Consider the following 25110-nt stretch of genomic DNA (forward strand, 5'->3'; position numbering starts at 1 on the left):
TTCGGCCGCTTTTTAATGTCAACGGGCCCGTGCTAGCGTAGCACGGGCCCGTTGCTTTTGACAGAAGCCTGATCATGCCGACACTCCACCCGAGAGCTCCAGCAAGACTTCGTAATAGGGCCTAGACAGCGTGCGGGCCTTGAGCCAGGCATAAAAACTCATAGCGTGCAGGTCTTCGCGCTCCAGGGGCAAAAAATCGGGTAGGGCTTCCATCCGTGCTACAAAGCCTGGACGGGTGGGGGCCGCCGGGTCGTCGATTATTTCGCGCACCAACGCCAGGTAGCTCAGCACGTAATGGTAATCGCCGCCCTGCTCGCCGAGCCGCTCGCGCAGAATCCGCTCGATGGCCCGCAACCGGTTCAGGGCCAGGTCGGGGTTGCCCATTTCCAGCTGTACCAGCATTTCGCCCAGGCTTTTATTGAACACCCACTCCAGGCCCATTTGCTGCTCGCACCACCGGTCGGAGCGGCCGATGCCAATCAGCACCTGGTTGGTTTTGGCAAATTTACCCTCGGCAAAATAGTGAAAGCCCAGCCCCAGCCGGGCCGTCAGCTGGTCGCGCGGGTTCAGCACGACGTCGCGGCCTTTCAGGGCTTCTTCCAGCAGCTTGATGCTTTCGGTATTGCGCCGCAGAAACGCATAGTTGGCCGCCAGCAAAAACGTGTACTTGGGTACAAAGTCGGCATAATGTCCCCGCGGCCCTGCGTAGAGGGCCGTGCGCAGCTGCTCCAGGTACTCGATAGACTCGTTGAAGCGGCGCGTGCGGTAGAGCCCGTGCGCAATCATGTAGAGCAGGCTGAGCTGGTAGTAGCGGTGGGCCGGCGCAAAGCCGTGGCGCTTTTCCATCAGCTTGTAGCACCGGATAACGAATGGCGTAAACGAGGCAAAGTCGCGGCGGGCCAGCATGGAGCTGCGGGCAATGGCCATAAGCCGGTAGAGCAAGGACGGGCGGCGGGCAAAGGCCTCCTGCAGGTCGTACTCGCGCAGCACCTCCTGCATGATGCCATCAAACGACTCACCGGCGCGGCCCCGCACCCGGGCCTCGCGCAGGCGCTGCCGGATCAGGCTGTGCGCAATGCCGGCCCGCTCTTCCTCATCAGCGGCCTTTTTGTTCAGGTTGCGCCGCCGGATGATGTCGTCCAGGTCTTCGGCATACTCACTCTCGGCCTGGGCAATCTGCAGGTTATAAATCGTGTTCAGCAGCTCGTACTGCTCGTTGGTCTGGGCTAGCTTCTCGGCCTTGCGCAGCGTGAGCCACGCCATGCGGGGTACGCCGGCCTCAAACAGGTACTGGGCCAGGGTGAGCTGCCCGCGCACGGAAGAAGCGGCAGTTGGGTCCTGCTGGCGCTGGCGCAGGAGCAGAAAGTCGGTAATGTGGCGCATCAGGCGCTTGCGCAGGGCGTAGTAGGCTACCGTATTGGGCTCCTCCGGGTACAGGCGCGCCACCAGTTCCTCGGTGCTGTACTCTTTTTGGTGCAGCAGCAGTTCGTACAGGCGCGAGTCCATTCGCCCCTTCTGCTTTTTGCGCTGCCGCTGAATGAAGCGGCCGAAATCTTTGCGGTCTTCCGCGGAAAACGTGGCGAGGGTAGTACGTAAGTCATCCATGAGCTTGCCTCAAGATGCATAGAATTCTCTAAAGTCTAAATATAATTCCTACAATTTGCTTCAAATCAGCAACTTATATCATATTAAACAAACAATCAAAAGTCTTACAAACTCATAAGATGGCTACCAGTAACCCATAAACTTCCTGCATCTTTCAGGTATGCAACACACCTCTACGCTCCCTACCATGCTACCCCGCATTTTTCTGGTACTGATCAGCTTCCTGCTGGCTTTTACTGCCCACGCCCAAGACCTGCTGACCAAGCAGAACGGGGAAGAAATCCAGGTCAAGGTTTTGGAAATCACGCCCTCGGAAGTGCACTATAAGCGCTTCGACTACCTCGACGGCCCCCTGATTATTGTTCGCAAATCCGATGTCTTTATGATCCGGTACGCCAATGGCAGCAAGGAAGTGTTTGGCAAGCCGACGGCCGCCCCGACTCCGCTATCTTCCGTGGTTCCGCCCGCTTCGGGCCCCGTGGTGCCCGGCGACGAAGAGCCTGCTTTCGACGAAGTCCACTTAGGAGGCCCGCGCATCGGCTTCACGGTGCTCACGGGTGGTATCGCCAATAAGGCCGAGACGCAGTACCATGTCAAGCCTTTTCTGACGCAGTTCGGCTGGCAGTTCGAAACCCGACTCTTCCGCTTACCGAATGGCACGGCCGGCCTGGTGGAAATTGTGCCGTTGATAGCGGGCCTGGAGCAAAACAAGTTCATTCCCAGCCTGAATGCCCTCATTGGCATCCGAGGCCCCAAAGGCCTGGAGTTCGGCTTAGGTCCGAACCTAAGTCCGGTCAGTGCCAGCATAGCTCTGGCTGTGGGCACCAGTTTTCGCTCCCACGGAATCAATTTCCCGGTAAACCTTGCCGTGGTGCCCGGTAACGGAGGCGCACGCTTCAGCCTGTTGTTTGGGTTCAATTCGCGCCGAAACTAACGCCTACTCCTACTACCCTTTTTTCTCACCCCTATGCGCTGCCTTTTACTTTTCCTTTTCAGCCTGTTGGCGACCAGCCTACAAGCCCAGCACGATGTCATTTTACGCATGGATGGGCAGGAACTCAAAGCCAAAGTTCTCGTCATCCGACCTAATGATATCAGCTACCTGGCCGCCGAGCCGGCCGCTGCTGCCGATACGCTGCGCATTGCCACCGCCGAGGTTTTCATGGTTCGCTTTGCCAATGGGACAAAGGAAGTTATAGCCCACGCGCCCGTGCTGCCTGCCAGCCTATCGGAAGCCGAGGCGCGAACCCGCGGAACCCGAGATGCCCGCCGCTACTTTAAAGCGCCCGGGGCTTTCTGGGGCACGATGGGAGCCACCGTTGTTTCACCGATTGCCGGTATTGCTACCGGGGCTGCCATTGCCGCCAACGTGCCCAGCAGAAGCAATATCGTAACCCCGGAGCCCACCTTACTCCAAAACCCAACCTACGTGAAAAGCTACCAGCAGCAGGCCAAACGGAAAAAGCTGGGTAAAGCTGCCGCCGGGTTTGGTACCGGTATGGGGGTTATAGTGGTAGCACTAGCCGTCCTGCTAGCATCGGCCACGCATTGGTAATCATACAACAAGCGGCGGCTACGGCCGCGTAACGGCTCTACTTTACAGGTGGCAGGCTGCCGAGAGGGCGACCAAACAAATAGCACATATACAGTATTATATATTAATTTATTAAAATTACAACAGCTTTACGAAGCTCCGATTTATAGCCCCTGTCTATGCCTATTGCCCCCGAAGAGTTCCGTAAGCTGGGCAATGCCACCTTATTGGAGCTACCTAAAACCGCCTTTTTTTGTTCCCGACAATACCCGGACACCGTCGAGCCACTGACCTACTTGTGGGCCTTGGAGCAACGTGCTCAAGGCCTGTGCGTGCTATCAGGATTTCACTCGATGCTGGAGCAAAAGGTGTTTCGGTACCTGTTGCAAGGTCCCCAGCAGCCCATCATTTATGCCTTGGGCCGCGGCATTCAGCCCAATTTGCGCATGGAGTACGGGCCGGAAATTGAGGCGGGCCGCCTCCTCTTCATCACTCCCTTCGAGCCCAACGAGAGTACCGTAACCCAAGACACGGCAGACATCCGCAATCTGCTAATTGCTGACCTGGCCGATCAGTTCTTCATCCCCTACATCTCGCCCCAAGGCAACCTCATGCGCTTGCTCGATACCCTGCAGCTGCAGCACCAGCATAAGCCCATTCTGACCCTCGACATTCCCCAGAACCAGGCATTGCTGGAACGTGGGGCAGCCCCTTTTCATTCCAGCGGCATTTTGGGCCTGCATGGGTTACCGCTATGAGTTGCACCTAAACCATAGCTGCTGCGTAAGCGGTAGTCTAATTCAATCAGACCCTACCGCTATGGCATCCATTTCTTCCACTCTTCCTCATCCTTCTCCATCCCAAGGCATCCGGACCTTGGCCCGCTTTGGCTTCGCGGCCAAAGGTGCAGTGTACCTCACCATGGGAATTTTGGCACTCCTGGCCGCTACCGGTATGCAGGGTGGCAAAACTACCGACAAGCAACAAGCGGTACAGGCCATTCAGGACTTGCCCATGGGCCGGTTCCTGTTGGGCCTGATTGCGCTGGGCCTAGCGGGTTACGTTATCTGGCGCTTCACCCAGGCCCTGCGCGACACCGAAAACAAAGGCAATGGGGCCAAGGGCATTGCCCGTCGTATCGGCTACGCGGCCAGCGGCTTATTTTATGTGGCTCTGGCCTACTACGCGGGCAAAGCAGCCTGGGAAAACACGTCCGTCAGTAGCGCGGGTGGCAGTGGCAACACCAAGCAGTCGTTGGTCGCTACCCTGATGGAGCAGTCGTACGGCCCCTGGCTGGTGGGCGCCATCGGCTTGTTTATCATCGGAACAGGTTTGTACCAGATTTGGCGGGCTTACTCGGGCAAGTTTGCCAAACACGTAAATGCCAGCTCCCTGCCCGCGGAACAGCAGCGCGTTGTGTACCGCACCGGCCAAGTGGGCTACACTGCCCGGGGCATTGTCATGGCCATTATCGGCTACTTTTTCGTGCAAGCTGCCCGCCATTCCAACCCCGGCGAAGTAAACGACACCGAAGGCGCTTTCGACCTGCTCAGCTCCATGGGCCCGATGGTGCTAGGGGTGGTGGCCCTGGGACTGGTGGCGTACGGCGTCTACCAGATTGTGCAGGCCAAGTACCCCGTGCTGAATGGCGTTTAGCCCCTGTACTGGTATTGCTTCCAACAAAAAAACCCGCCGAAAGCGGGTCTTTTTGTTGCACATTCGGCGTATCAATCCGCCACGTAGTCGCTCAGGTACTGGTACCGCTCGGTAAGCTGGCCGCCCCGGGCAATGGTGGCCCGCTCAATCACCTCGTCGGCATCGTCGCTGAGCAGATGGGGAAACACGGCGTCGAGCAACTGGCGGCCGAAGTCCCGGGAGGCGTTGCGGGGCAGCTCGCAGGGCAGGTTATCCACGGCCATCATGGTGATGTTGCCGGGGCGGGAACAAGGCTCTTCCAGTTCCCCGGTCTGGGGGTTGTAGTCGAAGAGCGGGTTTTGAATGCTGCTGCTGCGCTTGGTGCACGGAATAGAGCCGTTCACGTCGCAGGTTACGTCGGCAATGGTATTGATGCGGAAGTTGGGCTGGCGGGTATCTTCTTCGGTGAACAGCTTGGGCGCCGTGGGGTGCCAGTAGGCGCAGGCAATGAGCAGGTCGGTGACGGGCAGAAACTTGTCAAACGTACTCTTGTAGAGCTCGGGGTGGCGGTGAAAGTCGGGCGTGTCCCACACCCGGCCGTCGATACGGGCGTTGTAGTCGGAGCTGCGCAACTGGGCGTACACGGGCTCGGTGAAATCGAGGTACAGATAGTCGTACACGCTGACCTTGCGGATGCCCATCCGGTCGAGCACCTCCAACGCGCCCTGGGCCACCCGGCCCGAGCCCGTCACGGCAATCTTGATGGGCGGCAGCTTTTTCACCTTGAAAAACTCTTCCTGCATGTCGTCCATGTCCACGCACTGGTAGGCGGGCTTGAGGCGGTAGAGGTCGTGCTTGCGGCCATAGGTCAACAGGCCATTGTAGGCGCCCACGATGCCCGCGTAGCGCCCGAAGGCCACAATCCGCTCCCCGGTGGCGTTGGTCAGCATTTCGTAGTCGACCAGAGTAATGTTCTTCTGCAAAATGGCCCGCAGCAGCTCCCGGTTAGCGGGCTGCTTTTTCACGGTATGCGAAAAGAACATGTATGTCTTACTCGGAATCAGCTGGGCTACCGGCACTTCCTTCACGCCCATCAGAATGTCACACTGGCTCATGTCGGGGCTGACCTGAATACCCAGGTCGCGGTATTCCTGGTCGGAGTAGCTGCGCACGGGGCTTTCCTGCACCACGATGGTCAGGCCGGGAAAGGTGCTTTGGGCTTCCACGCACTTCTTCGGGGTCAGGGGCACGCGTTTGTCCGGCGGATTTTTGCCTTCGCAGATAATGCCAAGGGTAACTTTTCGCATGGGTTTGGGGTTGGGTGGTAGCAACTTGAGTAGGAAGGAATTCGGGTAAAACTAGCCCTTTTGCCGTAAGGCAGCCTCGTCTTTTCATCTTACCTTTGTGTGCCCCACCCTCCCATCGGGCATTTCCCCGCCATTTCTAGCCCTTTTCTATGATTCTCAAAACCAAGCCCGCCGACGTATTTGTGGACCGCCATAACGGTCCGGACGCCGAGGCAGTGGCCGCCATGCTCCGCACCATCGGGGTAGACTCGGTCGAGCAGCTCATCGACGAAACAGTGCCCGCCGCCATCCGGCTCAAGCGCGAGTTGAACCTGCCCGCTGCCCTTACGGAGCGGGCTTTTTTGGCGAAATTCAAAGGCATTGCCGCAAAGAATAAAATTTACAAGAACTACATCGGCCTGGGCTACCACGACACCCAGCTGCCCGGCGTGATTCAGCGCAACATCCTGGAGAATCCGGGCTGGTACACGGCCTACACGCCCTACCAGGCCGAAATTGCCCAGGGCCGCCTCGAAGCCCTGATCAACTACCAGACGATGGTAATTGACCTCACGGGCCTCGAAATTGCCAACGCCAGCCTGCTCGACGAAGGCACCGCCGCCGCCGAGACCATGCACATGTTCCACAGCCAGAGCAAGAAGAAAAACGCCTCGCGCTTCTTCGTCTCGGACCTCGTGCTGCCCCAGACTATCGATTTGATGCGCACCCGCGCCACCCCGCTCGGCATCGAGCTGGTGGTAGGTGACCACCGCTCGGTAGACCTCTCGGACGAAAACCTGTTTGGCGCCCTGCTGCAGTACCCCGCCGCCGACGGCCAGATTTTCGACTACAAAGACTTTATCAGCCAGGCCCACGACAAAGGCATTTTCGTGACTGTAGCCGCTGATCTGATGGCCCTGACTCTGCTCACGCCTCCCGGCGAGCTGGGCGCCGACGCCTGCGTGGGCAACTCCCAGCGCTTCGGCGTGCCGATGGGCTACGGCGGCCCCCACGCCGGCTTCCTGGCGACCAAAGACGCCTTCAAGCGCGTCATTCCCGGCCGCATCATCGGCCAGAGCATCGACGCGGCCGGCAACAAGGCCTACCGTATGGCCCTGCAGACGCGCGAGCAGCACATCCGCCGCGAAAAAGCCACTTCTAACATCTGCACCGCCCAGGTGCTGCTGTCGGTGCTGGCCGGTATGTACGCCGTGTACCACGGCCCGCAGCGCATCCGCCAGTTTGCCGCCAACATCCACGCCCTGACCCAGCTGCTGGAAACGGAGTTGAAAGCATTGGGCCTGGAGCAAGCCAACGAGTTCTACTTCGACACGCTCAACATCCAGCTGGAAAGCGCCGAGCTGCAGCAGGCCGTGAAGCGCGAGGCCGAAGCCGCCGGCATCAACTTCCGCTACTTCGGCGAGTCGAACGTGGGCATTTCCCTGCACCAGAACACCGAAGCTGCCGACGTAGCCTTCATCGTGGCCGTGTTTGCCAAAGTACTGGGCAAGTCGGCTGCTGAAGCCGTAGAAATTCCCGAGGAAGTCGAGCTGACCTGGCCCAAGGCCCTGGTGCGCACCTCGGAGTACCTGACCCACCCCATCTTCAACACGCACCACTCCGAGCACGAGATGCTGCGCTACATGAAGCAGCTGGAAAACAAGGATTTGAGTTTGGCTCACTCCATGATTCCGCTGGGCTCGTGCACGATGAAGCTCAACGCCACGGCCGAAATGATTCCGGTGACCTGGCCCGAAATCGGCAGCCTCCACCCCTTCGCCCCGCGCGAACAGGCCCAGGGCTACCAGCAGATTTTCGAGGACTTGGAAGCCTGGCTCTGCGAAGTAACCCGCTTTGCCGCCGTCAGCCTGCAGCCCAACTCGGGCGCCCAGGGCGAGTACGCCGGCCTGCTCGTCATTCGCGCCTACCACGAAGGCAACGGCCAGGGTCACCGCAACATTGCCCTGATTCCGGCTTCGGCCCACGGCACCAACCCCGCCTCGGCCGTTATGGCCGGCATGCAGGTGGTAGTCGTGAAAAGCACTGAGGAAGGCAACATCGACGTGGAGGACCTCAAGGCCAAAGCTGCCCAGCACGCCGACAACCTCTCCTGCCTGATGGTGACGTACCCCAGCACCCACGGGGTATACGAGGAAACCATTATCGACATCTGCCAGACGATTCACCAGCACGGGGGCCGCGTCTACATGGACGGGGCCAACATGAACGCCCAGGTGGGCCTCACTTCGCCCGCCACCATCGGGGCCGACGTGTGCCACCTGAACCTGCACAAGACCTTCTGCATCCCGCACGGCGGCGGTGGACCCGGCGTGGGCCCCATCGGCGTAGTAGCCGACCTAGCGCCCTACCTGCCTGGTCACGTGGTGGTCGAAGTAGGCCACGAAAAAGCTACCGGCGCTGTTTCGTCGGCCCCCTGGGGCTCGGCCAGCATTCTGCCCATTTCGTACGCCTACATTTCCATGATGGGCGGCGAGGGGCTGAAAGCCGCTACCCAGACGGCTATTCTGAACGCCAACTACATCAAGGCCCGCCTCGAGGAGCACTACCCCGTGCTCTACACCGGCGCCAATGGCCGTTGCGCCCACGAAATGATTCTCGACTGCCGCCAGTTCAAAAAAGCCGGCATCGAGGTCGAGGACATTGCCAAGCGTCTGATGGACTACGGCTTCCATGCCCCCACCGTGTCGTTCCCCGTGGCCGGCACCCTGATGGTAGAGCCGACCGAGTCGGAAAGCAAGGAGGAGCTGGACCGCTTCTGCGACGCCATGATTTCGATCCGCAAGGAAATTGCTGCCGTCGAGTCGGGCAAGGCCGATGCCAAGGACAACGTGCTCAAGCACGCTCCCCACACGGCCGCCACGGTGCTGACGCACGAGTGGACCCGCCCTTACTCGCGCGAGCAGGCCGTGTACCCGCTCGAGTACGTGCGCGCCGCCAAGTTCTGGCCCACCGTGTCGCGCATCGACTCGGCCTACGGCGACCGGAACCTGATCTGCTCCTGCACCCCGCTCGAAGAGTATGCCGACCAGGAAGAAAAGCTGGTCGCCACGGATAAAGGCCCGTCTTACTAAGCCTTATTGCTCAGCAAAAAGAGCCGCTCCTTTCGGGGCGGCTCTTTTTATTTGAGTTTGGAAGCAGGCGTGAAGCCAGGCAGCCGACTTAGCAGTAGCCTAACGCTGCGGGAAGCAGGTGCGGTACATGTAGCCAGTCAGCGGCTTGCCGTCTTTGGTTACCTTGGCCTTCACAAAATAAGCATCTACCGTGTCCATCACCTGCACTTCCATGCCGGAGCCAATGGTAGTAAGCTGAGCCGAGGTTTTAGTCATGCCGTCGTACAGGGTGCATTCTACCACGGTATTGTAGGCAACCGGAGTTCGGTTGGGGCGAGTAGAGGAGGCCGTCTCACCGGCAGCGCTGCAGGAGGCTAAGGTGACCAGGCTTGAGAAGTAAAGTAGATGTTTGCGCATAAGGTGTTATTAGGTCCGTTAAGATAGGGCTATTTCAAGGGTAAAAGGAATTTTCCAGTAAAAATTCTTTCCCGGAATAGGCTGCTAGCCTACTACTTTGGGAACGTTGGCAGGCCTCCCAACGTTAAAACAGCAGACCCTGAAAGCTGGATTTTTCAGCCTTTGTCTTCGGCTGATTCTCGCTCCTTGGGTTCTTCCTTTCACTATCTGATCAACGACGATGAACCGCATATCCCGCTTCTTTACCCGCCCGGTGGCTATGGCTGCTGTGGGTCTTTCCCTGCTGCTGGGTGCTACCAGCTGCGCTACCTCTTCCCGGGTGGGGGTTACTTCCGATTTTGACCATTCCGTAAACTTCCGCACTTTCAAAACCTGGGCCTGGTATCCACAGCAGCCCCAGGATAGTGAAGGCGGCCCGGCCCAAGGCTACCAGTCTTTTCTCGACAAGCGTCTGCGCACGGCCGTGGAGTCGGAGATGGTAAAGAAAGGCCTGACCCGCGTTGACAAAAACCCCGATGTGTACGTGGCCTACAGCGCCAAAGTCGAGGACAAGCAGCGCGCGAACAACACCTATTCGCCCTGGGGCTACCCTTATTACGGCTACTATGGCTACGGCCGCGGCTTCTACCAGCAGCCCGTTACTGATTACAAAGCCGGTACGGTTATCATCGACCTAGTGGACGCTAAGCGCAAGCAGCTGGCCTGGCGCGGCTTCGGGGAGGCGCAGATCGACCAGCAGACCATTTCCGAGCAGGAAGCTTACCGTATTGTGGGCAGTGTGCTGAGCACCTACCCGCCGACCGACAACCAGGCGCAGCGGTAATTCCTTCTAGGTATTAGAAACAAAAAGAGCGGCTCCGATAACGGAGCCGCTCTTTTTGTTTCTGGTATGGTAGCTACCTTAAATCGGCACGTTGACATGACGCTCGGCGTGGTAGCTGCTGCGGACCAGCGGGCCGGCCTCCACGTACTTTAGCCCCCGGCGCAAACCCTCCTCGCGGTAGTGGGCAAACAGGTCGGGGTGGATGAATTCGGCGACTTCGATGTGACGCTTGGTGGGCTGCAGGTACTGGCCCAGGGTCAGGATGTCGAGGCCGTTGGCGGCTAGGTCGTCCATGGCCTGGTACATTTCCTCCTTCGTCTCACCCAGGCCCAGCATGATACCCGACTTGGTACGCTTGCCCGCTTCCTTGGTGCGGCGAATCTGCTCCAAGCTCCGGTCGTACTTCGCCTGGGGCCGCACGAGGCGGTAAAGACTGCCCACCGTTTCCACGTTGTGCGACACTACCTCCTGGCCACCGGCAATCATGGTTTCCAGGGCGGCCCAGTTGGCTTTCACATCCGGAATCAGCGTCTCAATTGTGGTGGCCGGGCTGAGTTCCTTAATGCGCACTACTGTTTCGTGCCAGATGCTGGCGCCGCGGTCCTTGAGCTCATCACGGTTGACGCTGGTAATGACGGCGTGCTTAACGCCCATCAGCTGAATGGCTTCGGCGACGCGGCGGGGCTCGTCGGTATCGTACTCATTGGGGCGGCCCGTAGCGACGGCGCAGAACGAGCAGGAGCGCGTACACACGTTGCCCAAAATCATAAACGTGGCAGTACCAGCACCCCAGCACTCCCCCATGTTCGGGCAATTGCCGCTCTCACAAATCGTGTGCAGCTTATGTTCGTCCACCAAGCGGCGGACTTTGGCATATTCAGGCCCTACCGGCAGCTTCACGCGCAGCCAGTCGGGCTTGCGGGGCTTGGCCGGCACCGCCGGAGCGGCCGTTTCGGCTTGAATGATGGGTAGGGTAAGCAACAGGTCATCCATACTACAAAGGTAGCAGTCAGTTAGCAGTTATGAGTACCACCCGGGGCAGATGGCTAAAAAACGAGGACTTTTCAGTCGTCAGGTACTAAACACCCAAACGCCCGAAAAGTCCTCTTTAGCAGCAGAAAATGTAGTGCTAGCCGCCTAGCTTCTATGCCCGATGTAGAGGGTCAGATACACGGAAGGAAAAAACTTGTTGTTCAGTGTTTTGTCGTCAATGTTCTGGGCCCGCAGAATCATCAGTTCTTTGGGATACAGCTCGAACAGGAACCCGGTTTCAATACCAGCTACGGCGTCGCGGTAGCGGCCGTACTCAAAGCTGAGGGCCCCGCGCAAATGAGCCCCAACCTTGACTTGCGTTTGGCTGGCCCCTGAGAAAAGGGGGGCACGGTCCAGAATACGGGCTTCCGAAGAGTTGATCATCGGGTCGTACTGCTCACTGCGAATGTCTTCCTGGATTGCTACTCCCGGCCGTTCGCGCACGGTATAATCGTAGTAGATGTAGTACGGCATCAGCAGGCCAATGGACGGCCCGGCCCCGAGCAGGGCATTCACCTGCACCCCCGACTCGGGCGCTTTGCGGAAAATAACCCGCTGCATCCCGTAGGAAGGCCGCAACACAAACAAGTAATTCGACTTGCCATACACGAAAGAGCCCCCCGAATTAGGATTCAGCCGGCGCTGCTCCTTAGGGTGCTTTACTTCCACGCCCTCAACTCCCCAAAAGCGGGACCATTTCTCGTCTAGTACCCGGGTAGAGCGCACGGCTACTCCGCCAATCAGACCGCCGCGGGTATTGAAGTTGATTCCGTAGGTAAATTCCTTTCGGTACGACGGTTCATCGGAGCTCTGGGCCTGCACCTGAGACGTTGCGCCAAGCAGAGCGAACAGACAAAAACCAAAACTGTAAAGGTTGCGCACGGTGGGTAGGCTAGCTAAAGATGGGGAAATAAACCGCGAAAAGGCTGGCAGTAGGGCCTTACAATCTAAAGTACGTAAATTTGTGAGCATTGTCTTGCCAACTTTCTGACTATGAGCACCGCCACCGCCCGCTATACCGGTAAACTGCGTACCGAAGCTGTTCACACGGCTTCCGGCACTACCATTTTCACCGATGCCCCCGTCGACAACCACGGCCGGGGAGAAGCCTTCTCCCCCACCGACCTGGTCAGTGCCAGCTTGGGCGCTTGCATGATGACCATTATGGGCATCGTGGCCGAGCGGCACCAGCTAGACATGACCGGCGTTAGCTTCGAGGTGAACAAGCACATGGCCTCAGAGCCACGGCGCATTGCCCAGATTGATGTAAACTTTCGTCTTCCGGCCAGCTTGTCGGACAAGGACCGCGCCCTGCTTGAAAATGCCGCGCGCACTTGCCCAGTGGCTTTAAGCTTGAACCCTGAAATCCGGCAGGAGGTTCAGTTTTCGTACGACCTCTAGGCTTGCTTTTACAACGGAAACTGGGCGTGGTGCAAGCTCTTGCAGGAAGAGTGGCACTACGCCCAGTTTCCGTTGGTAGCTACCCCGTTAGGCCAATTGGCTTTTCACGTCGCTAAGGCGAATACCCATGTGCGAAGCGTCGAAGCGGCACTCGCCATCCTGAATCAGCAGCAGCTGGGGCGACTCGTGGCGCACACCAAACTTGGTGGCTATTTCAGTGGAAATAGGCCGAAAGCGCAGCAAGTCGAGGTAGTAAATTTTTACGTCGGCTAAATCGGCATCGGGCCACTGGCGCTCCAGCTTGCTTTTGGCGGCGGCGCTAATCGAGCAGCTGGTGCTGTGCTTGAAGATGAGCACCGGGTGCTCATGCGACTCCCGCACGATGTCGGTGAGTTGGTCGGATTCGGTAAGAGGCAGCCAGGGAGTGCTCATAGGATTAGTCTTTCGTCGCTTTCTTTTTTTTGCGCAACCCCAGTCCCACGTGGGCTGGTTCACTCACGCGCGGTACACCGGTTTTGTCAAACTTATAACTGTCGCGGCCGTCTTTAGGTTGCTGCGGGCGCCCGGTACCGCCGGGTTTCAGGGCCGTTTTGCTGACGGCCAAATGCGAGTCTTTGTACTCGGCCTTTACCTTGCGGGCATCCCGCAACGCTTTGCGGTTTTCGGCGCGCTGCCGCGCCGGATACATATCCTCGGTTTGGGCCAGAGCGGCCGTGCTGGCGCACAGCAGTAGTCCGGTGGCTAAGTAGATGAAGCGCATAGAGGCTACAATTAGGAAGGCTGAGCCGGTTAGAGGATTGGGTACCTAAATGGTTTAGACCGACTTCTGCCTGATACGCAAAAGCCGTTGCGGTGATCTTTGAAAAGTTAAAACGGCAAGGGCACCCCCAGGAAAGTGCGCTGCCCCACCTTTTTCTTGAGGCGGCGCCGCTCATACTTAGGCTTTTTCAGCAGGCCTTTCTTGTCGTAGCTATTGCGGATGGGCTTAATCTCCGAAGAAGCGGCGGTGCTACGCCCATCGGCCGATACCTCGTCCTTATTGCCCGCCTTGACCTTGGGCTGGGGCGGCCCTTTGGGGTTGGGCATCCGGTAGGGCCGGCAGGACTCGGCCCCCAACAGCAGCAGCAGACCCAGCCCTATGGCCCAGCTCCCACGGCGCATTTTATCAAACAACGGGCTCATGCAGGGTATACTTCAGAATAAGGCGACCGGGAAATTCGGAAAGATAAAGAACAACCCAGACTCTACCAGCACCCGCCCGCCAACCGTAGGAGCGGCCGGGCGGGTGCTCATTGAGAGGTTGCTTAGTAAGCCAGCAGCTTCTCGACCCGCTCCCGCAGGCGCTGCTGGGGCAGAAAGGCCTTTTCCAGCGGGGGCGCAAACGGAATGGCCGTATCCAGGGAAGCCACGCGCTGCACGGGGCCGTCGAGGTGCTCGAAGCAGTGTTCGGCAATCCAGGCCGCAATTTCGCCCCCGATACCGCCCGTCAGCGTGTCTTCGTGAAAGAGAATAACCCGGCCGGTTTTGAGCACCGTTTGGCGCACGGCTTCTTCGTCCCAGGGCAGCAGGGTGCGCAAGTCCAGAATATCACAGTCCAGACTTAGCTCGTCGGCCAGCTGCGTGGCCCAGTGCACGCCCGCGCCGTAGGTAATGATGCTCAGCTCCGAGCCCTCCCGGGCCAGGGCGGCCTTGCCGATGGGCGTAGTGTAATAGGCATCGGGCACCGGGCCGCTGATGGAGCGGTAGAGCAGCTTGTGCTCGAAGTAAATCACCGGGTTGGGGTCCTCAATAGCGGCGTTGAGCAGGCCTTTGGCGTCGTGGGGGTTCGAAGGGAATACCACTTTCAGCCCCGGCGTGTGGGTAAACCAGGCTTCGTTGCTCTGCGAGTGGAAGGGCCCGGCGGCCGAACCGGCCCCGGTGGGCATGCGCACCACCACGTCGGCGTTCTGGCCCCAGCGGTAGTGGCTTTTGGCCAGGTTATTCACAATCTGGTTGAAGCCGCAGGTCACGAAGTCAGCGAACTGCATTTCGACCATGGCCTTCTTGCGGCGGATGCTCAGGCCCAGCCCCGCCCCCACAATAGCCGACTCGCACAGGGGCGTGTTGCGCACCCGTCCTTTACCAAACTGCGCCACAAAGCCTTCGGTCACCTTGAACACCCCACCGTAGTCGGCAATGTCCTGGCCCATGAGTACCAGCTCCGGAAACCGCTCCATGCTCTGGCGCAGCCCGTCGCTGATGGCATCGACGTAGCGCTTGTCGGTGCTGGGGCCGTCGGCGGGTGGGTTCTGCTCGGGCGCGTCGAAAGGCTGGTACATATCGGCTACTTCCTGCTCGATGCTGGCCGTGGGCATAGGCGTCGCATCGGCCACGCGCAGACCTTCCTCGATTTCGCGCTTGATGGTTTCGCGGAAGCGCATACGGGCCTCTTCGTCCAGGATGCCCTCCTGAATCAGCCACTTCTCGTAGTTCTCGACCGGGTCTTTCTGGCCCCACTCCTCAAACAGCTCCTGGGGCACGTATTTGGTGCCGGAGGCTTCCTCGTGGCCCCGCATCCGGAACGTCAGGGCCTCCAGCAGCACGGGCCGGGGGTTCTGGCGCAGGTCCTCGGCCAGGCGGCGCACCGTGTCGTAGACTTCCAGCACGTTGTTGCCGTCAATCTGCACGGCTTCCATGCCGTAGGCCGGGCCCTTGTCGATAAAGTAGTTGCAGCGGAACTGCTCCTTGCTGGGTGTACTCAGGCCGTAGCCGTTGTTTTCGATGATGAAGATGACCGGGAGCTGCCACACGGCGGCCACGTTCAGGGCCTCGTGGAAGTCGCCTTCGGAAGCGCCGCCGTCGCCGCTGTACGTTACCGTTACGCGGGGCTCCTTGTCCAGCACATCGGCCAGGGCAATGCCGCCGGCCACGGCCAGCTGGGGGCCCAGGTGCGAAATCATGCCCACAATGTGGTGCTCGTTGGTGCCGAAGTGAAAGCTCCGGTCCCGGCCCTTGGTGAAGCCGGTGGTTTTGCCCTGCCACTGGGCAAAAAGCCGGTCGAGGGGAATGTTGCGGCCCGTGAACACGCCCAGGTTGCGGTGCAGGGGCAGAATGTACTCGTCCGGGTTCAGGGCCAGGGTGCTGCCCACCGAAATGGCCTCCTGCCCAATGCCCGAAAACCACTTGCTAACTTTGCCCTGCCGCAGCAGAATCAGCATTTTTTCCTCAATCATGCGCGGCTTGAGCAGTCCTTGGTAGAGGTGGAGCAGAATGTCGTTGGAGTAGTCTTTCCGGTCGAAGTTCATAATCAGCAGGAGGGTGGGTGGTATCGGGGCAAAAGTACAGGTTTGGGCGAAAGGAAAATTGTTGAGCCGGCATTGTGAAAAGCACGGGCTTACTGCATCTATCTTCGGGGCTGATTTCCTCCCTGCTATCCTTTTATGAAGAGAATTTTATTCACTACCACGGCTCTACTCGGAGCTGTTTTAACCCGTGCCCAGCAGCTTGATACTTTAGCGCCGCGGCAGCCTGCCCTACAGCTGGAGCCAAGCGCCACCCAGCAGCCCGACAGTTTTGCCCTTGGGATACTGCTTAGCTGCGGAACGGCAGGAGTTGTTATCACTGAGGCAACCAGACAAGGCCCACAGCCTGGCACCACCATTCAACCGGCCTTGTCGCGCATTGCCGGCGTGCAGGTAACGCCCTTTTCCGGGGCGCCGGGAGCCTGGGCGACGGTGCGCATTCGGGGCGTAGCCAACGTGGCGGGCAACAGTCAGCCCTTGTATGTGGTAGATGGTATTCCGGTGTATAACCTGGATGCCAAGCCCGAGGAGTGGACTGGGCCCTACCGCTTCATCAACTCGAACCCGTACAACCCCGTGGAGTCGGCCGTGCCGTTTTCGCCCATGGGCAATCCGCTGCTGGACCTGCCGGTGGAAGACGTGGCCCAGGTGGAAGTGCTTAAGGGTGCCGCAGCCACCGCCCTGTACGGCATGCAGGGTACTAACGGGGTTATCCGCATCAGCACCCGCCGCGGTGCTGACGGCCTCGCCCTGGCTCAAAAGCTGCGGGTGCGTTACGCCGGCTGGGGCGGGCTGCAGCAGGTGCGCCAGCGCTACGAGCTGATGAATGCCCGCCAATACGCCGAAATGGCCAACGAAGCAGCTCGTAACGATGGATTCACGCCGCCCTACAGCCCGGCCCAGCTCAACAGCCTACCGGAAGCCGACTGGCAGGACAAGGCGTTCCGGGTGGCGGGCATGCAAAGCCACAACCTGAGCCTGGACGGCCTGACCGACCACCTCACCCGCTACTACGTGGCCGCCGACTACCTGCAGCAGGCGGGCGTGCTGCGCAACTCGGCGCTGAGCCGCTACAGCCTGCGCGCCAACGTGGAGCAGCCAGTGGGCCGCAAGCTGACCATCACGGCCCGGGTAGCAGGCAGCCAGCTCGACCAGCGCCAGCCCGGCTACCAGTCGGATGCGGGCAACCTGCTCACCAGCCTGCTGCAGGCCAAACCTCTGGTGCCGCCGCCCGCCCCAGACCCGTATTACACCTACGACCCGCTGCGCAATCTGGAGCAGGTGTACTTCGCGCCCCGCACCCGCCGCCTGCAGGGCCAGCTGCAACTGCACTACCAGATTATGCCGGCCCTGGCGGTACGGGCCTACGCCAGCCGGGAGCTGGCCGAGCTGCAGGGCGACTTGCACCAGCCCGCCTTTGCGCCGCCAAACAGCCCTGTGGTCAACTACGAGCAACGCGCCACCTCCGACACCAAGACGGGCGTGTACGGCGCCGAGCTGCGCTACCAGCAGACGCTGCAAGACCGGCACGCCGTGACGGGTAGTCTGCACTACCAACAGCAGCGGTATAAGCGGAAACTACGGCTGCAACAGGATATCTACTCCAACGACCCGAATCTACCGTCCCCCACCATCGGACAGTCGTACTTCCAAACGCAGCTCGACAATGACCCGCTGCACAATGCCACGGGCTCCGTGACGTACGCCTACGACGGGCGCTACGAGCTACAGGCCTCCATGCGGGCCGACTTTTTGCTGGCCACCGATGAGCGCAGCGAACAGCACCGGTGGTTTCCGGGGGCTGAAGTACGCTGGCACCTGGGCCGGGAAAACTTCCTGCTTCATCAATCGGTGGTCAGCACCCTGACGCTGCGCACGGGCGCGGGCCGCACCCGCAGCTTTTACTCATTTGACCAGACCGACCACCTGGACGCCGGCCTGCTCCTGGGCGTGCTCCAGGATAAACTAACGCTGGATGCGCAGGTATACCGCCGACGGACAGAGGATGCCCAAACCTTGCTGTCGGGGCAGTTTTACGGCACCAATGGGCCCCAAACCTACTACTACCAGTCCTTGGTTGGGCTGCAAAATCAGGGCCTGGAACTCACCCTGCAAGGGTCGTGGCAGCTGGGGCAGCTGCGGGGCCTGAGCACGGTGGCCGTAGCCGCCAACCAGAATAAGGTAACCGCCCTGCGCTTCAATGACCAGGCAGTTGACAAAATTGACAATCTGGAGAAAGGCCAGCCGGTGAGCCGCTTCTTCGTCTTCGAACAGGACGGCACTTACCCCGCCGGCTCGCCCAACGCCGGCCAGATTCGGTTCCGCGACCAGGACAACAATGGGAGAATTGACAACGGCGACGGGGTGTACCAGGGTAATGGCCTGCCCCGTCGCACCCTGAACGTGTACCAGCAGCTGAGCTGGAAACGCTGGCAGCTGCAGGCCCAGTTCGACGGGCTCTTTGGCTATCAGATTTACAATCCTACCCTGCTGGGCCTGGACCGGCCCAGTGGCGGGTTCAATGCCTCGGCGCGGGCCCTCAACTACTGGACGCCGGCCAATCAGAACACGTCTATACCGCGGCCCCTGGTATACACACCCTTTTTACGGCTCGGCGACAACAACCTGGAAAACGGCAACCACCTCCGCCTGTCCCAGCTGGCGGTTAGCTACGAGGTTCTCAACAGCCGGTCCCGCCGCCTGAGCGTGTGGGTAGGCGGCCAGAACCTGTTCGTGACGGGCTCCTACCGCGGCTTCGACCCCAACGTCAGCAGCGGGGGCGCCTCGCCCCTGCTGGCGGGCCAGGATGCCAGCGTGTACCCCGTGGCCCGGGTGTGGCAGCTGGGTGTGCGCGGGCAGTTTTAGTCCATAACGCGGGCCGTAGTCCCGAACCCGGGCACCCCGGCGCGGGTTATTACGTTACTTCTTTGCGCTTCCCCCTATCTTGCCTTATGATTCACTTCGAAGAATTCACTCTTGCCAACGGTCTGCGCTGCATTGTGCACGAAGATCATACCACCCCTATTGCCGTGCTCAACGTGCTCTACAACGTCGGCTCCCGCGACGAAGACGAGCGGCACACCGGCTTTGCACACTTGTTTGAGCACCTGATGTTCTCGGGCTCGGTCAACATCCCGAGCTACGACGAGCCCCTGCAGTACGTGGGCGGCGAAAACAACGCCTTCACCTCCCCCGACATTACCAACTACTACCTCACGGTGCCGGCGGCCAACCTCGAAACCGGCTTCTGGCTCGAATCAGACCGCATGTTGGGCTTGGCCTTCTCCGAAAACGGCCTGGAAGTACAGCGCAAAGTGGTGGTCGAGGAGTTCAAGCAAAACTACCTCAACCAGCCCTACGGCGACGTGTGGCTCAAGCTGCGTCCCTTGGCTTATCAGGTGCACCCCTACCAGTGGCCCACTATCGGCAAGGAGGTTAGTCACATCGAAAATGCGGTGATGGACGATGTACGGGCCTTTTTTGCCAAGCACTACTCGCCTTCTAACGCTATTCTGGTTGTGGCCGGGGCCGTTACGGTTGCCGAAGCCCGCCGCTTGGCCGAGAAGTGGTTTGAGCCCATCCCCGCGGGCACCCGCTACGAGCGGCAGCTGCCCGCCGAACCCCGCCAGCAGGCGCCCCGCCACCTCGATATTACGGCCGATGTGCCTGTCAGTGCTTTGTATAGGGTGTATCATATGCCCGGCCGCACCGATGCAGGCTATCATACGGCCGACCTGCTGAGCGACGTCCTGGGCCGCGGCAAGTCGTCGCGCCTGTATCAGCGTCTAGTAAAAGACCGGCCCTTGTTCAACTCGATATCAGCTTCCTGCACCGGTTCTCTGGAGCCGGGCCTGCTCGTTATCAGTGGCCGCCTCAATGCGGGCACCACGATGGAAGAAGCCGCCGCCGCCGTCGAGGAAGTGGTAGCGGAACTGCGCCAGGAGCTGGTATCGGTCGAAGAGCTGGAAAAAGTAAAAAATCAGGCCGAAGCCAGCATCGTATTCGAGGAAATCGAGCTGCTCAACCGCGCCATGGCGCTGGCTTATTCCAAGCTGTTGGGCGACGCTGACCTGGTTAACCAGGAAAGCGCCAAGGTACAAGCCGTAACGCCGGAAGGCCTGCTGGCTATGGCCCAGGAAGTTTTACGTCCCGAGAACAGCAGCACCCTCTACTACCGGGCCCAATCGGAAATAGCCACTCCCGCACTAGCTACGGCCGCTGCCGAAGAGTAGCGCGGCATGTAGTAGCAAAAGAAAAAGGCCACCCGGAATTCCGGGTGGCCTTTTTCTTATATGGGTTGCATGAACGGCTTACCAGCCACTGCCGGAAGAACCCCAACCATCATCAGCCTTCTTAGCCGGTGCTTTTTTGGCAGGAGCGGCCTTCTTAGCAGCAGGTGCTGCCGTAGCACCAGCGCTGCTTACTTTCTTAGTGGCAGAAGCCGAGGCCGATTTGGTTGCCGGAGCAGCCACCGGAGCGGCTACTTCGGTAGTCGTTACGGCGGGGGCAGCCGGGGCAGCTACAGGCGTAGCCTCCACCATGGGAGCCGGAGCCGTCGTGGAAGTGTTGGTGCTCACATTACGCTTGATGTAGGGAGCTAGGGGGCGGCCCCGGTAGTCCATCCGCACGCGGTGGGAAGGAGCAGCCGTGAAGCCCGGGGCAATGGCAAAGCCGTTGGACTGGGGGTTGGACTCAACACCGGCGGCGGGAGCAGCAAACCCACTGCTGGCGGCAGGTGCGGTTTCGGGAGCGGCAGGAGCCGGCTCGACTGCTACCGGAGCGGCGGCAGGCTTGGCAGCTGCCTTGGCCTTACTCTGCTGGGCTAGTGCGTTTGAGGTGCTCAACACGGCAGCCAACAAAAGGCACGAAAAAACGGGACGTAGCATAGCTAAAAAAGAGTGGTAGTAGAAGATTTTCTCTCCCCCACTACGCAGAAACAGTAAAATTTGTGCCTGAAAGCACAAAAATATCTACTCCATCCTTAAGTATGGGGCCGGGAGCCATATTTATTCTTAGCGCCGCTTGCGCGCCGGGGCCGGGGCCGGAGCTTCTTTGGCCGCCGAAATGGTTGAGTTGGTAGAGGCGGGCTTAGGGGCCTTTTTCTTGATGGGGCGGCCCATGTAATCGGTGCTGGGCGGGGTGGGCATGTTGATGCGCATACCGGGTGCCAGGCGCTGCCGATCCTCGTCGGTATAGCGGCGCGAGTTGGAGACGCGGGCTACGGCCCGGGAGCGGCTGGCCGAAGCCTTTTTGTGGTAGCCGCTGGCGCGTTTGGTTTGGGCCTGGGCCACCAACGTCGGCGCCAGCACAATGAAGCTCAATAAGCAGAAAAAGAGTCGAGGGTACCGCATCAGAAACCAGGAAAAAGTGAAACATACACTCCTGGTTGCTAATACGGTACCCCCGAACTTTCGGCGAACCGGCACCTGAATTATTCGCCCGATACGGCCGTGGTAGCTACGGTTGAAGACTTGGCAATCTTGGCGGCTACTTTGGCATCCTGACGCTTGGCTTTGCGGACGGGCCGGCCCCAGTAATCGGTGCTGGTGCCGCGGTAAGGCGCCGTGTTCATGCCGGGCGCAATCATCACGCCGGAAGAGTGCATCATCGGGTCGTCGCTGGCTTCGTCGGCCGTGGCGACTTGGGCAACGGGAGCCGTAGTGAGGTTGTTCTTCGCCTTTTTCTTGATCGGCCGTCCCCACCAGTCGGTGCTGGGCTTGTCGTGCAGGCTCAGGCTAATGCCGGGGGCGCTACTCCAACCCGTGTTGTAGCCGGCGGCCTCATCCGTAGTAGTGGTAGCGGCTTCGGCTTTTTCGGCGGCCGTAGGAATGTTCATCGTCCAGGGGTCCAGCACGGGCTCGGCCCACTCGGCGGCCGGAGCGGCGGAAGTATTGCGGGTTTGGGCCTGCGCCGAGGCAGTGCCTACTACAAACAGGAAGAAAGCCGAAGTCAGGAAACGGTTCATAACGAAGGGAAGACTGAAAGGAGGATGAAAATAAATTCGGCCTGGGGCCGTCGGCATCTAACTCGAACGGGTGGCGCCCCGCGTTCAGCCTTCTTTGCCGCTTATAAGAGGGGTTTTGCAGCAATCATACCAACTTTTTCCGGCCTGGTGTGCGCCCCGGATTCCTCCCCGGATTTGCGGGCGGATTTTGCGGCGGAAGCGTACCTTTGCAGCACTATGCAGGACCAAATCAACCGCCTCCGCGCCGAAATCGAAGCTTACGACCTTGCTGCCCCCGACCAGCTCGAGCAGTTCCGCATTGCCTTCACCGGGCGCAAAGGGCAACTGGCCGATTTGTTTGACCTTCTCAAAACCGTGCCCCAGGAGCAGCGCCGGGCCGTGGGCCAGGAGCTCAACCAGCTTAAGCAGCTAGCCCTGGACAAATTCACCCAGCGCCAGCAGGAGCTGGAAGCGGCGGCCAACAATGCTCCGGCCGACCCGACGTTCGATTACACACTGCCCGTGGTGCCTAACGCCCTGGGCACACGCCACCCGCTGAGTCTGGTGCGGGAAGAGATGGTGCGTATCTTCTCCCGCATCGGCTTCAACGTAGCCGAAGGGCCCGAAATAGAAGACGACTGGCACAACTTCACGGCCCTGAACTTCCCGGAAAACCACCCGGCCCGCGACATGCAGGACACGTTCTTCGTGACCCGCAACCCCGCCGACCCTACCCACGATGCCCTGCTGCGCACCCACACCAGCACCGTGCAAGTGCGCGTGATGGAAAGTCAGCAGCCCCCGATTCGCAGCATCATGCCGGGCCGGGTATACCGTAACGAGGCTATTTCGGCCCGGGCCCACATGATGTTTCACCAGGTGGAAGGCATTTTCATTGACGAAGGCGTCAGTTTTGCCGATCTGAAGCAGACGGTGTATTACTTCGTGCAGGAAATGTTTGGCCAGGATATCCAGATCCGCTTCCGCCCGTCCTTTTTCCCCTTCACCGAGCCCAGCGCCGAAATCGACATTACCTGTCTGATCTGCAAAGGCACCGGCTGCAACATCTGCAAGCAAAGCGGCTGGGTTGAAATTGGGGGCTGCGGCATGGTCGACCCCAACGTGCTTCAGCAGTCCGGCATCGACCCGGAGCGGTACTCGGGCTACGCCTGGGGCATGGGCATTGAGCGCATCACGATGCTGAAGTACCAGATTAAAGACCTGCGCCTGTTCACGGAAAACGATATGCGCTTCCTGCGCCAGTTTGAAGGCGTGCAGTAATAGAATAAGGAAAGTACCGGCAAGCCCGAAGCCGCCTTGGAACGAGAAGCCCGCGCTGTATCGTTGCAAGGCGGCTTCTGCCTGCTGCTAGAAGCCTGCCCGACTACGTACTAGAACCCGGGGACGCACGTTGGCTACCTTATTTAAGACACTTTGCATATGACATGGTTTAGCTTTCGGAGTTTTACGGCTGCTTTGGGGGCCGCGTGCCTGGGCCTGCTCACCAGCTGCGAGGGCACTTCCGAGGCGCAGCCCCAGATTCCCTTGACGGCCTTCAGCGAGGTACTCTACCTGACCGACCAGCAGAATAGCGCGTTGCGCTTCGACAATGGGGCCGTGTACCACAAAGGCGGCGTACGCGGACTGATTGTAGTTCGTCAGAACGCCAGCACCTACTTGGCCTTCGAGCGCACCTGCACCTATAATTCGGCCGATACCTGCGCCCGGGTTAAGATTTCCCCGTTTGTGCAGCTAGTTGATCCTTGCTGCAAGTCGCAATTCAACTTCCAAGGCCAGGTACAGGGTGGGCCGGCCAACTTACCCCTGCGCCGCTACCCCACGTCGCTTTCTGGCAACGTACTGACAATCACAAACTAGAAAATTATTTGCAATTATTTTTACGGCAATGCTTGCAGGAACTGAATCGACCTGCTAATATTGCACCCGCAACGACAGATAAACGTCGCCATAACCGCTTCCTTAGCTCAGCCGGTTAGAGCATCTGACTGTTAATCAGAGGGTCCCTGGTTCGAGCCCAGGAGGGAGCGCCACGAAGCCCGGTAGTAGACTTTAACCCAGTCTGTTACCGGGCTTTCTCTTTGTGGCTGGTGCCAACTATGGGGCAAAGCGGATACCTTGCTGCCCGGATACTGGTCTTCAAAGCCCCTCTTTCTCCCAAGCCATGCAGTGGATTACCCGAGAGTGTCCGAAAATTGACCGCCTGGCGTGCCCGTGGCTAATCTTGCGGTTTATCGACCCGGCGGCGGAAATCCTGTACGTGCCCGCCGAGCAGGTAATCCCGACGGCAACTCGCACGGGGGCTACTCCTTTCGACGTGCCGGGTGTAGAGTTTACGCACTATGGTGCGGAGTGTACCTTCGATTACTTTCTGCGCAAGTACCAGCTCGCCGACCCGGCACTGCAGGCACTGGCCCCCATTGTGCGCGGGGCCGACACCGACCACCACGCCCTGGCCCAGCAGGCCGCCGGCCTCTGGGCTATTTCGGCAGGATTGGCTTACAATATCCGCGACGACCAGCAACTGCTGCAGCAAGGACTCATTCTCTACGACGCGCTGTATACCTGGGCACAGCATCTGCAAGGCCAAGCCCATACCCAGCAGCCCGAGGAGCAGCTGCTCGTGCAGGCCTACGCAGCCTACGTGCAGCGCAGCAAAGAGCGGGGCAGCACTCCACCCGCCTGGGCCGGGCAGCTGCGCGAGCTGATCCAGGACCATGTGGACACCAACCTGAACCTGCGCCTGACCGACGTGGCCAGTGCCTTGCAAGTCAACCCCACCTACCTCTCCCGCGAGTTTGCCCGCTACTTTGATAACCTCTCTTTTGGCGAGTACATCCGCAAGCTGCGCATCGACAAGGCCCTGCACCTGCTCGACACCACCCGTTATTCGCTGGCCGAAATAGCCTACCTGACCGGCTTCTCCGACCAAAGCCACTTCACCCGCATCTTCAAGCAGCACACGGGGGAGGCCCCGGCTGCCCACCGGAAAAAACAAGCTAAGAGGTAAAGATTCTACCAAGGGAAAATTCCGTTCTATTTTCTCCTATGGGGCAGACGTAT

Annotated in this window: 24 protein-coding genes and 1 tRNA gene; 13 read left to right on the top strand and 12 right to left on the bottom strand. The window is 59.6% G+C overall.

What is annotated here, in order from left to right; genetic code table 11:
- Positions 1-72: 72 nt before the first annotated feature.
- A complete protein-coding gene (locus E5K02_RS13890) occupies positions 73-1605 on the bottom strand; it encodes a hypothetical protein (RefSeq protein WP_135395466.1) in 1533 nt (510 codons plus the stop codon).
- 160 nt (positions 1606-1765) lie between these two features.
- Here E5K02_RS13890 and E5K02_RS13895 point away from each other — a divergent pair, with 160 nt between their 5' ends.
- The 4 genes from E5K02_RS13895 to E5K02_RS13910 all read left to right on the top strand — a co-directional run bounded on the left by E5K02_RS13895 (position 1766) and on the right by E5K02_RS13910 (position 4795).
- Positions 1766-2539, top strand: a complete 774-nt coding sequence (locus E5K02_RS13895) for a hypothetical protein (RefSeq protein ID WP_240737279.1) — start codon at positions 1766-1768, stop codon at positions 2537-2539.
- Between the two features lie 33 nt (positions 2540-2572).
- A complete protein-coding gene (locus tag E5K02_RS13900) occupies positions 2573-3160 on the top strand; it encodes a hypothetical protein (protein WP_135395468.1) in 588 nt (195 codons plus the stop codon).
- 158 nt (positions 3161-3318) lie between these two features.
- The gene (locus tag E5K02_RS13905; protein WP_135395469.1) at positions 3319-3897 is read left to right on the top strand and encodes a DNA-binding protein; all 579 of its coding nucleotides are present in this window, start codon (positions 3319-3321) and stop codon (positions 3895-3897) included.
- A gap of 61 nt (positions 3898-3958) precedes the next feature.
- Positions 3959-4795: a DUF1206 domain-containing protein gene (locus E5K02_RS13910; protein WP_167856400.1), complete on the top strand. Its 837-nt coding sequence runs from the start codon at positions 3959-3961 to the stop codon at positions 4793-4795.
- Positions 4796-4866: 71 nt separating this feature from the next.
- Here E5K02_RS13910 and E5K02_RS13915 read toward each other — a convergent pair whose 3' ends face one another.
- Positions 4867-6081, bottom strand: a complete 1215-nt coding sequence (locus tag E5K02_RS13915; protein WP_135395473.1) for an NAD(P)-dependent oxidoreductase — start codon at positions 6079-6081, stop codon at positions 4867-4869.
- 149 nt (positions 6082-6230) lie between these two features.
- Here E5K02_RS13915 and gcvP point away from each other — a divergent pair, with 149 nt between their 5' ends.
- Positions 6231-9152 (top strand): aminomethyl-transferring glycine dehydrogenase, encoded by a 2922-nt coding sequence (gcvP, locus tag E5K02_RS13920; RefSeq protein WP_135395475.1) that lies wholly within the window; start codon positions 6231-6233, stop codon positions 9150-9152.
- Between the two features lie 99 nt (positions 9153-9251).
- Here gcvP and E5K02_RS13925 read toward each other — a convergent pair whose 3' ends face one another.
- A complete protein-coding gene (locus E5K02_RS13925; RefSeq protein ID WP_135395477.1) occupies positions 9252-9548 on the bottom strand; it encodes a hypothetical protein in 297 nt (98 codons plus the stop codon).
- A gap of 220 nt (positions 9549-9768) precedes the next feature.
- Here E5K02_RS13925 and E5K02_RS13930 point away from each other — a divergent pair, with 220 nt between their 5' ends.
- Positions 9769-10371, top strand: a complete 603-nt coding sequence (locus E5K02_RS13930; RefSeq protein ID WP_135395478.1) for a DUF4136 domain-containing protein — start codon at positions 9769-9771, stop codon at positions 10369-10371.
- Positions 10372-10449: 78 nt separating this feature from the next.
- On the opposite strand, the gene lipA is transcribed toward E5K02_RS13930, so the two are convergent.
- Complete coding sequence (gene lipA, locus E5K02_RS13935) at positions 10450-11352, bottom strand: lipoyl synthase (RefSeq protein WP_394346421.1); 903 nt, start codon at positions 11350-11352, stop codon at positions 10450-10452.
- Positions 11353-11508: 156 nt separating this feature from the next.
- Complete coding sequence (locus E5K02_RS13940; RefSeq protein ID WP_135395480.1) at positions 11509-12285, bottom strand: hypothetical protein; 777 nt, start codon at positions 12283-12285, stop codon at positions 11509-11511.
- A 111-nt stretch (positions 12286-12396) separates the two neighbouring features.
- Between E5K02_RS13940 and E5K02_RS13945 the strand changes: the two genes are divergently transcribed.
- Positions 12397-12804, top strand: coding sequence for an OsmC family protein (locus E5K02_RS13945; RefSeq protein ID WP_135395482.1), 408 nt, complete (start codon positions 12397-12399; stop codon positions 12802-12804).
- 87 nt (positions 12805-12891) lie between these two features.
- Here E5K02_RS13945 and ytxJ read toward each other — a convergent pair whose 3' ends face one another.
- The 4 genes from ytxJ to E5K02_RS13965 form a co-directional block, all read right to left on the bottom strand.
- Positions 12892-13236 (bottom strand): bacillithiol system redox-active protein YtxJ, encoded by a 345-nt coding sequence (gene ytxJ / locus E5K02_RS13950; RefSeq protein WP_135395484.1) that lies wholly within the window; start codon positions 13234-13236, stop codon positions 12892-12894.
- Positions 13237-13240: 4 nt separating this feature from the next.
- A complete protein-coding gene (locus E5K02_RS13955) occupies positions 13241-13564 on the bottom strand; it encodes a hypothetical protein (protein ID WP_135395486.1) in 324 nt (107 codons plus the stop codon).
- A 107-nt stretch (positions 13565-13671) separates the two neighbouring features.
- Positions 13672-13986 (bottom strand): hypothetical protein, encoded by a 315-nt coding sequence (locus E5K02_RS13960; RefSeq protein ID WP_135395488.1) that lies wholly within the window; start codon positions 13984-13986, stop codon positions 13672-13674.
- Between the two features lie 122 nt (positions 13987-14108).
- Entirely contained in the window at positions 14109-16088 is a 1980-nt protein-coding gene (locus E5K02_RS13965; RefSeq protein WP_135395490.1) for an alpha-ketoacid dehydrogenase subunit alpha/beta, read from the bottom strand.
- 135 nt (positions 16089-16223) lie between these two features.
- Here E5K02_RS13965 and E5K02_RS13970 point away from each other — a divergent pair, with 135 nt between their 5' ends.
- Both E5K02_RS13970 and E5K02_RS13975 read left to right on the top strand, forming a co-directional pair.
- Entirely contained in the window at positions 16224-18950 is a 2727-nt protein-coding gene (locus E5K02_RS13970) for a TonB-dependent receptor plug domain-containing protein (RefSeq protein ID WP_135395492.1), read from the top strand.
- 86 nt (positions 18951-19036) lie between these two features.
- Positions 19037-20317: a M16 family metallopeptidase gene (locus E5K02_RS13975; protein WP_135395494.1), complete on the top strand. Its 1281-nt coding sequence runs from the start codon at positions 19037-19039 to the stop codon at positions 20315-20317.
- A 78-nt stretch (positions 20318-20395) separates the two neighbouring features.
- Here the strand turns inward: E5K02_RS13975 and E5K02_RS13980 are convergent, their stop codons facing one another.
- The 3 genes from E5K02_RS13980 to E5K02_RS13990 all read right to left on the bottom strand — a co-directional run bounded on the left by E5K02_RS13980 (position 20396) and on the right by E5K02_RS13990 (position 22050).
- Positions 20396-20932 carry a hypothetical protein gene (locus tag E5K02_RS13980; protein ID WP_135395496.1) on the bottom strand — a complete coding sequence of 179 codons (537 nt, stop codon included), beginning with the start codon at positions 20930-20932 and terminating at the stop codon, positions 20396-20398.
- A gap of 165 nt (positions 20933-21097) precedes the next feature.
- Positions 21098-21436: a hypothetical protein gene (locus tag E5K02_RS13985; RefSeq protein WP_135395497.1), complete on the bottom strand. Its 339-nt coding sequence runs from the start codon at positions 21434-21436 to the stop codon at positions 21098-21100.
- An 80-nt stretch (positions 21437-21516) separates the two neighbouring features.
- Entirely contained in the window at positions 21517-22050 is a 534-nt protein-coding gene (locus E5K02_RS13990) for a hypothetical protein (RefSeq protein ID WP_135395499.1), read from the bottom strand.
- A gap of 216 nt (positions 22051-22266) precedes the next feature.
- On the opposite strand from E5K02_RS13990, the gene pheS reads away from it, so the two are divergent.
- The 4 genes from pheS (at position 22267) to E5K02_RS14010 (ending at position 25057) form a co-directional block, all read left to right on the top strand.
- A complete protein-coding gene (gene pheS, locus E5K02_RS13995) occupies positions 22267-23310 on the top strand; it encodes a phenylalanine--tRNA ligase subunit alpha (RefSeq protein WP_135395501.1) in 1044 nt (347 codons plus the stop codon).
- 159 nt (positions 23311-23469) lie between these two features.
- On the top strand, positions 23470-23907 hold the full coding sequence (locus E5K02_RS14000; RefSeq protein WP_135395503.1) for a Rieske (2Fe-2S) protein: 438 nt from the start codon (positions 23470-23472) through the stop codon (positions 23905-23907).
- Positions 23908-24003: 96 nt separating this feature from the next.
- Positions 24004-24080 (top strand) — tRNA-Asn (locus E5K02_RS14005).
- Between the two features lie 131 nt (positions 24081-24211).
- Positions 24212-25057 carry a chromate resistance protein ChrB domain-containing protein gene (locus E5K02_RS14010; protein WP_135395505.1) on the top strand — a complete coding sequence of 282 codons (846 nt, stop codon included), beginning with the start codon at positions 24212-24214 and terminating at the stop codon, positions 25055-25057.
- Positions 25058-25110 lie beyond the last annotated feature (53 nt).

The organism is Hymenobacter metallicola, from assembly GCF_004745645.1.
GTDB lineage: Bacteria > Bacteroidota > Bacteroidia > Cytophagales > Hymenobacteraceae > Hymenobacter > Hymenobacter metallicola.

Bases quoted from the DNA above. Each gene is read 5' to 3' on its own strand.
- E5K02_RS13895 (WP_240737279.1), top strand. From the start codon at position 1,766: ATGCAACACACCTCTACGCTCCCTACCATGCTACCCCGCATTTTTCTG.
- E5K02_RS14000 (WP_135395503.1), top strand. From the start codon at position 23,470: ATGACATGGTTTAGCTTTCGGAGTTTTACGGCTGCTTTGGGGGCCGCG.
- E5K02_RS13960 (WP_135395488.1), bottom strand. From the start codon at position 13,986: ATGAGCCCGTTGTTTGATAAAATGCGCCGTGGGAGCTGGGCCATAGGG.
- E5K02_RS13945 (WP_135395482.1), top strand. From the start codon at position 12,397: ATGAGCACCGCCACCGCCCGCTATACCGGTAAACTGCGTACCGAAGCT.
- E5K02_RS13975 (WP_135395494.1), top strand. From the start codon at position 19,037: ATGATTCACTTCGAAGAATTCACTCTTGCCAACGGTCTGCGCTGCATT.
- gcvP (WP_135395475.1), top strand. From the start codon at position 6,231: ATGATTCTCAAAACCAAGCCCGCCGACGTATTTGTGGACCGCCATAAC.
- E5K02_RS13900 (WP_135395468.1), top strand. From the start codon at position 2,573: ATGCGCTGCCTTTTACTTTTCCTTTTCAGCCTGTTGGCGACCAGCCTA.
- E5K02_RS13990 (WP_135395499.1), bottom strand. From the start codon at position 22,050: ATGAACCGTTTCCTGACTTCGGCTTTCTTCCTGTTTGTAGTAGGCACT.
- E5K02_RS14010 (WP_135395505.1), top strand. From the start codon at position 24,212: ATGCAGTGGATTACCCGAGAGTGTCCGAAAATTGACCGCCTGGCGTGC.
- E5K02_RS13930 (WP_135395478.1), top strand. From the start codon at position 9,769: ATGAACCGCATATCCCGCTTCTTTACCCGCCCGGTGGCTATGGCTGCT.
- E5K02_RS13965 (WP_135395490.1), bottom strand. From the start codon at position 16,088: ATGAACTTCGACCGGAAAGACTACTCCAACGACATTCTGCTCCACCTC.
- E5K02_RS13970 (WP_135395492.1), top strand. From the start codon at position 16,224: ATGAAGAGAATTTTATTCACTACCACGGCTCTACTCGGAGCTGTTTTA.
- E5K02_RS13985 (WP_135395497.1), bottom strand. From the start codon at position 21,436: ATGCGGTACCCTCGACTCTTTTTCTGCTTATTGAGCTTCATTGTGCTG.
- E5K02_RS13910 (WP_167856400.1), top strand. From the start codon at position 3,959: ATGGCATCCATTTCTTCCACTCTTCCTCATCCTTCTCCATCCCAAGGC.
- E5K02_RS13955 (WP_135395486.1), bottom strand. From the start codon at position 13,564: ATGCGCTTCATCTACTTAGCCACCGGACTACTGCTGTGCGCCAGCACG.
- E5K02_RS13890 (WP_135395466.1), bottom strand. From the start codon at position 1,605: ATGGATGACTTACGTACTACCCTCGCCACGTTTTCCGCGGAAGACCGC.
- ytxJ (WP_135395484.1), bottom strand. From the start codon at position 13,236: ATGAGCACTCCCTGGCTGCCTCTTACCGAATCCGACCAACTCACCGAC.
- E5K02_RS13915 (WP_135395473.1), bottom strand. From the start codon at position 6,081: ATGCGAAAAGTTACCCTTGGCATTATCTGCGAAGGCAAAAATCCGCCG.
- pheS (WP_135395501.1), top strand. From the start codon at position 22,267: ATGCAGGACCAAATCAACCGCCTCCGCGCCGAAATCGAAGCTTACGAC.
- E5K02_RS13925 (WP_135395477.1), bottom strand. From the start codon at position 9,548: ATGCGCAAACATCTACTTTACTTCTCAAGCCTGGTCACCTTAGCCTCC.
- E5K02_RS13905 (WP_135395469.1), top strand. From the start codon at position 3,319: ATGCCTATTGCCCCCGAAGAGTTCCGTAAGCTGGGCAATGCCACCTTA.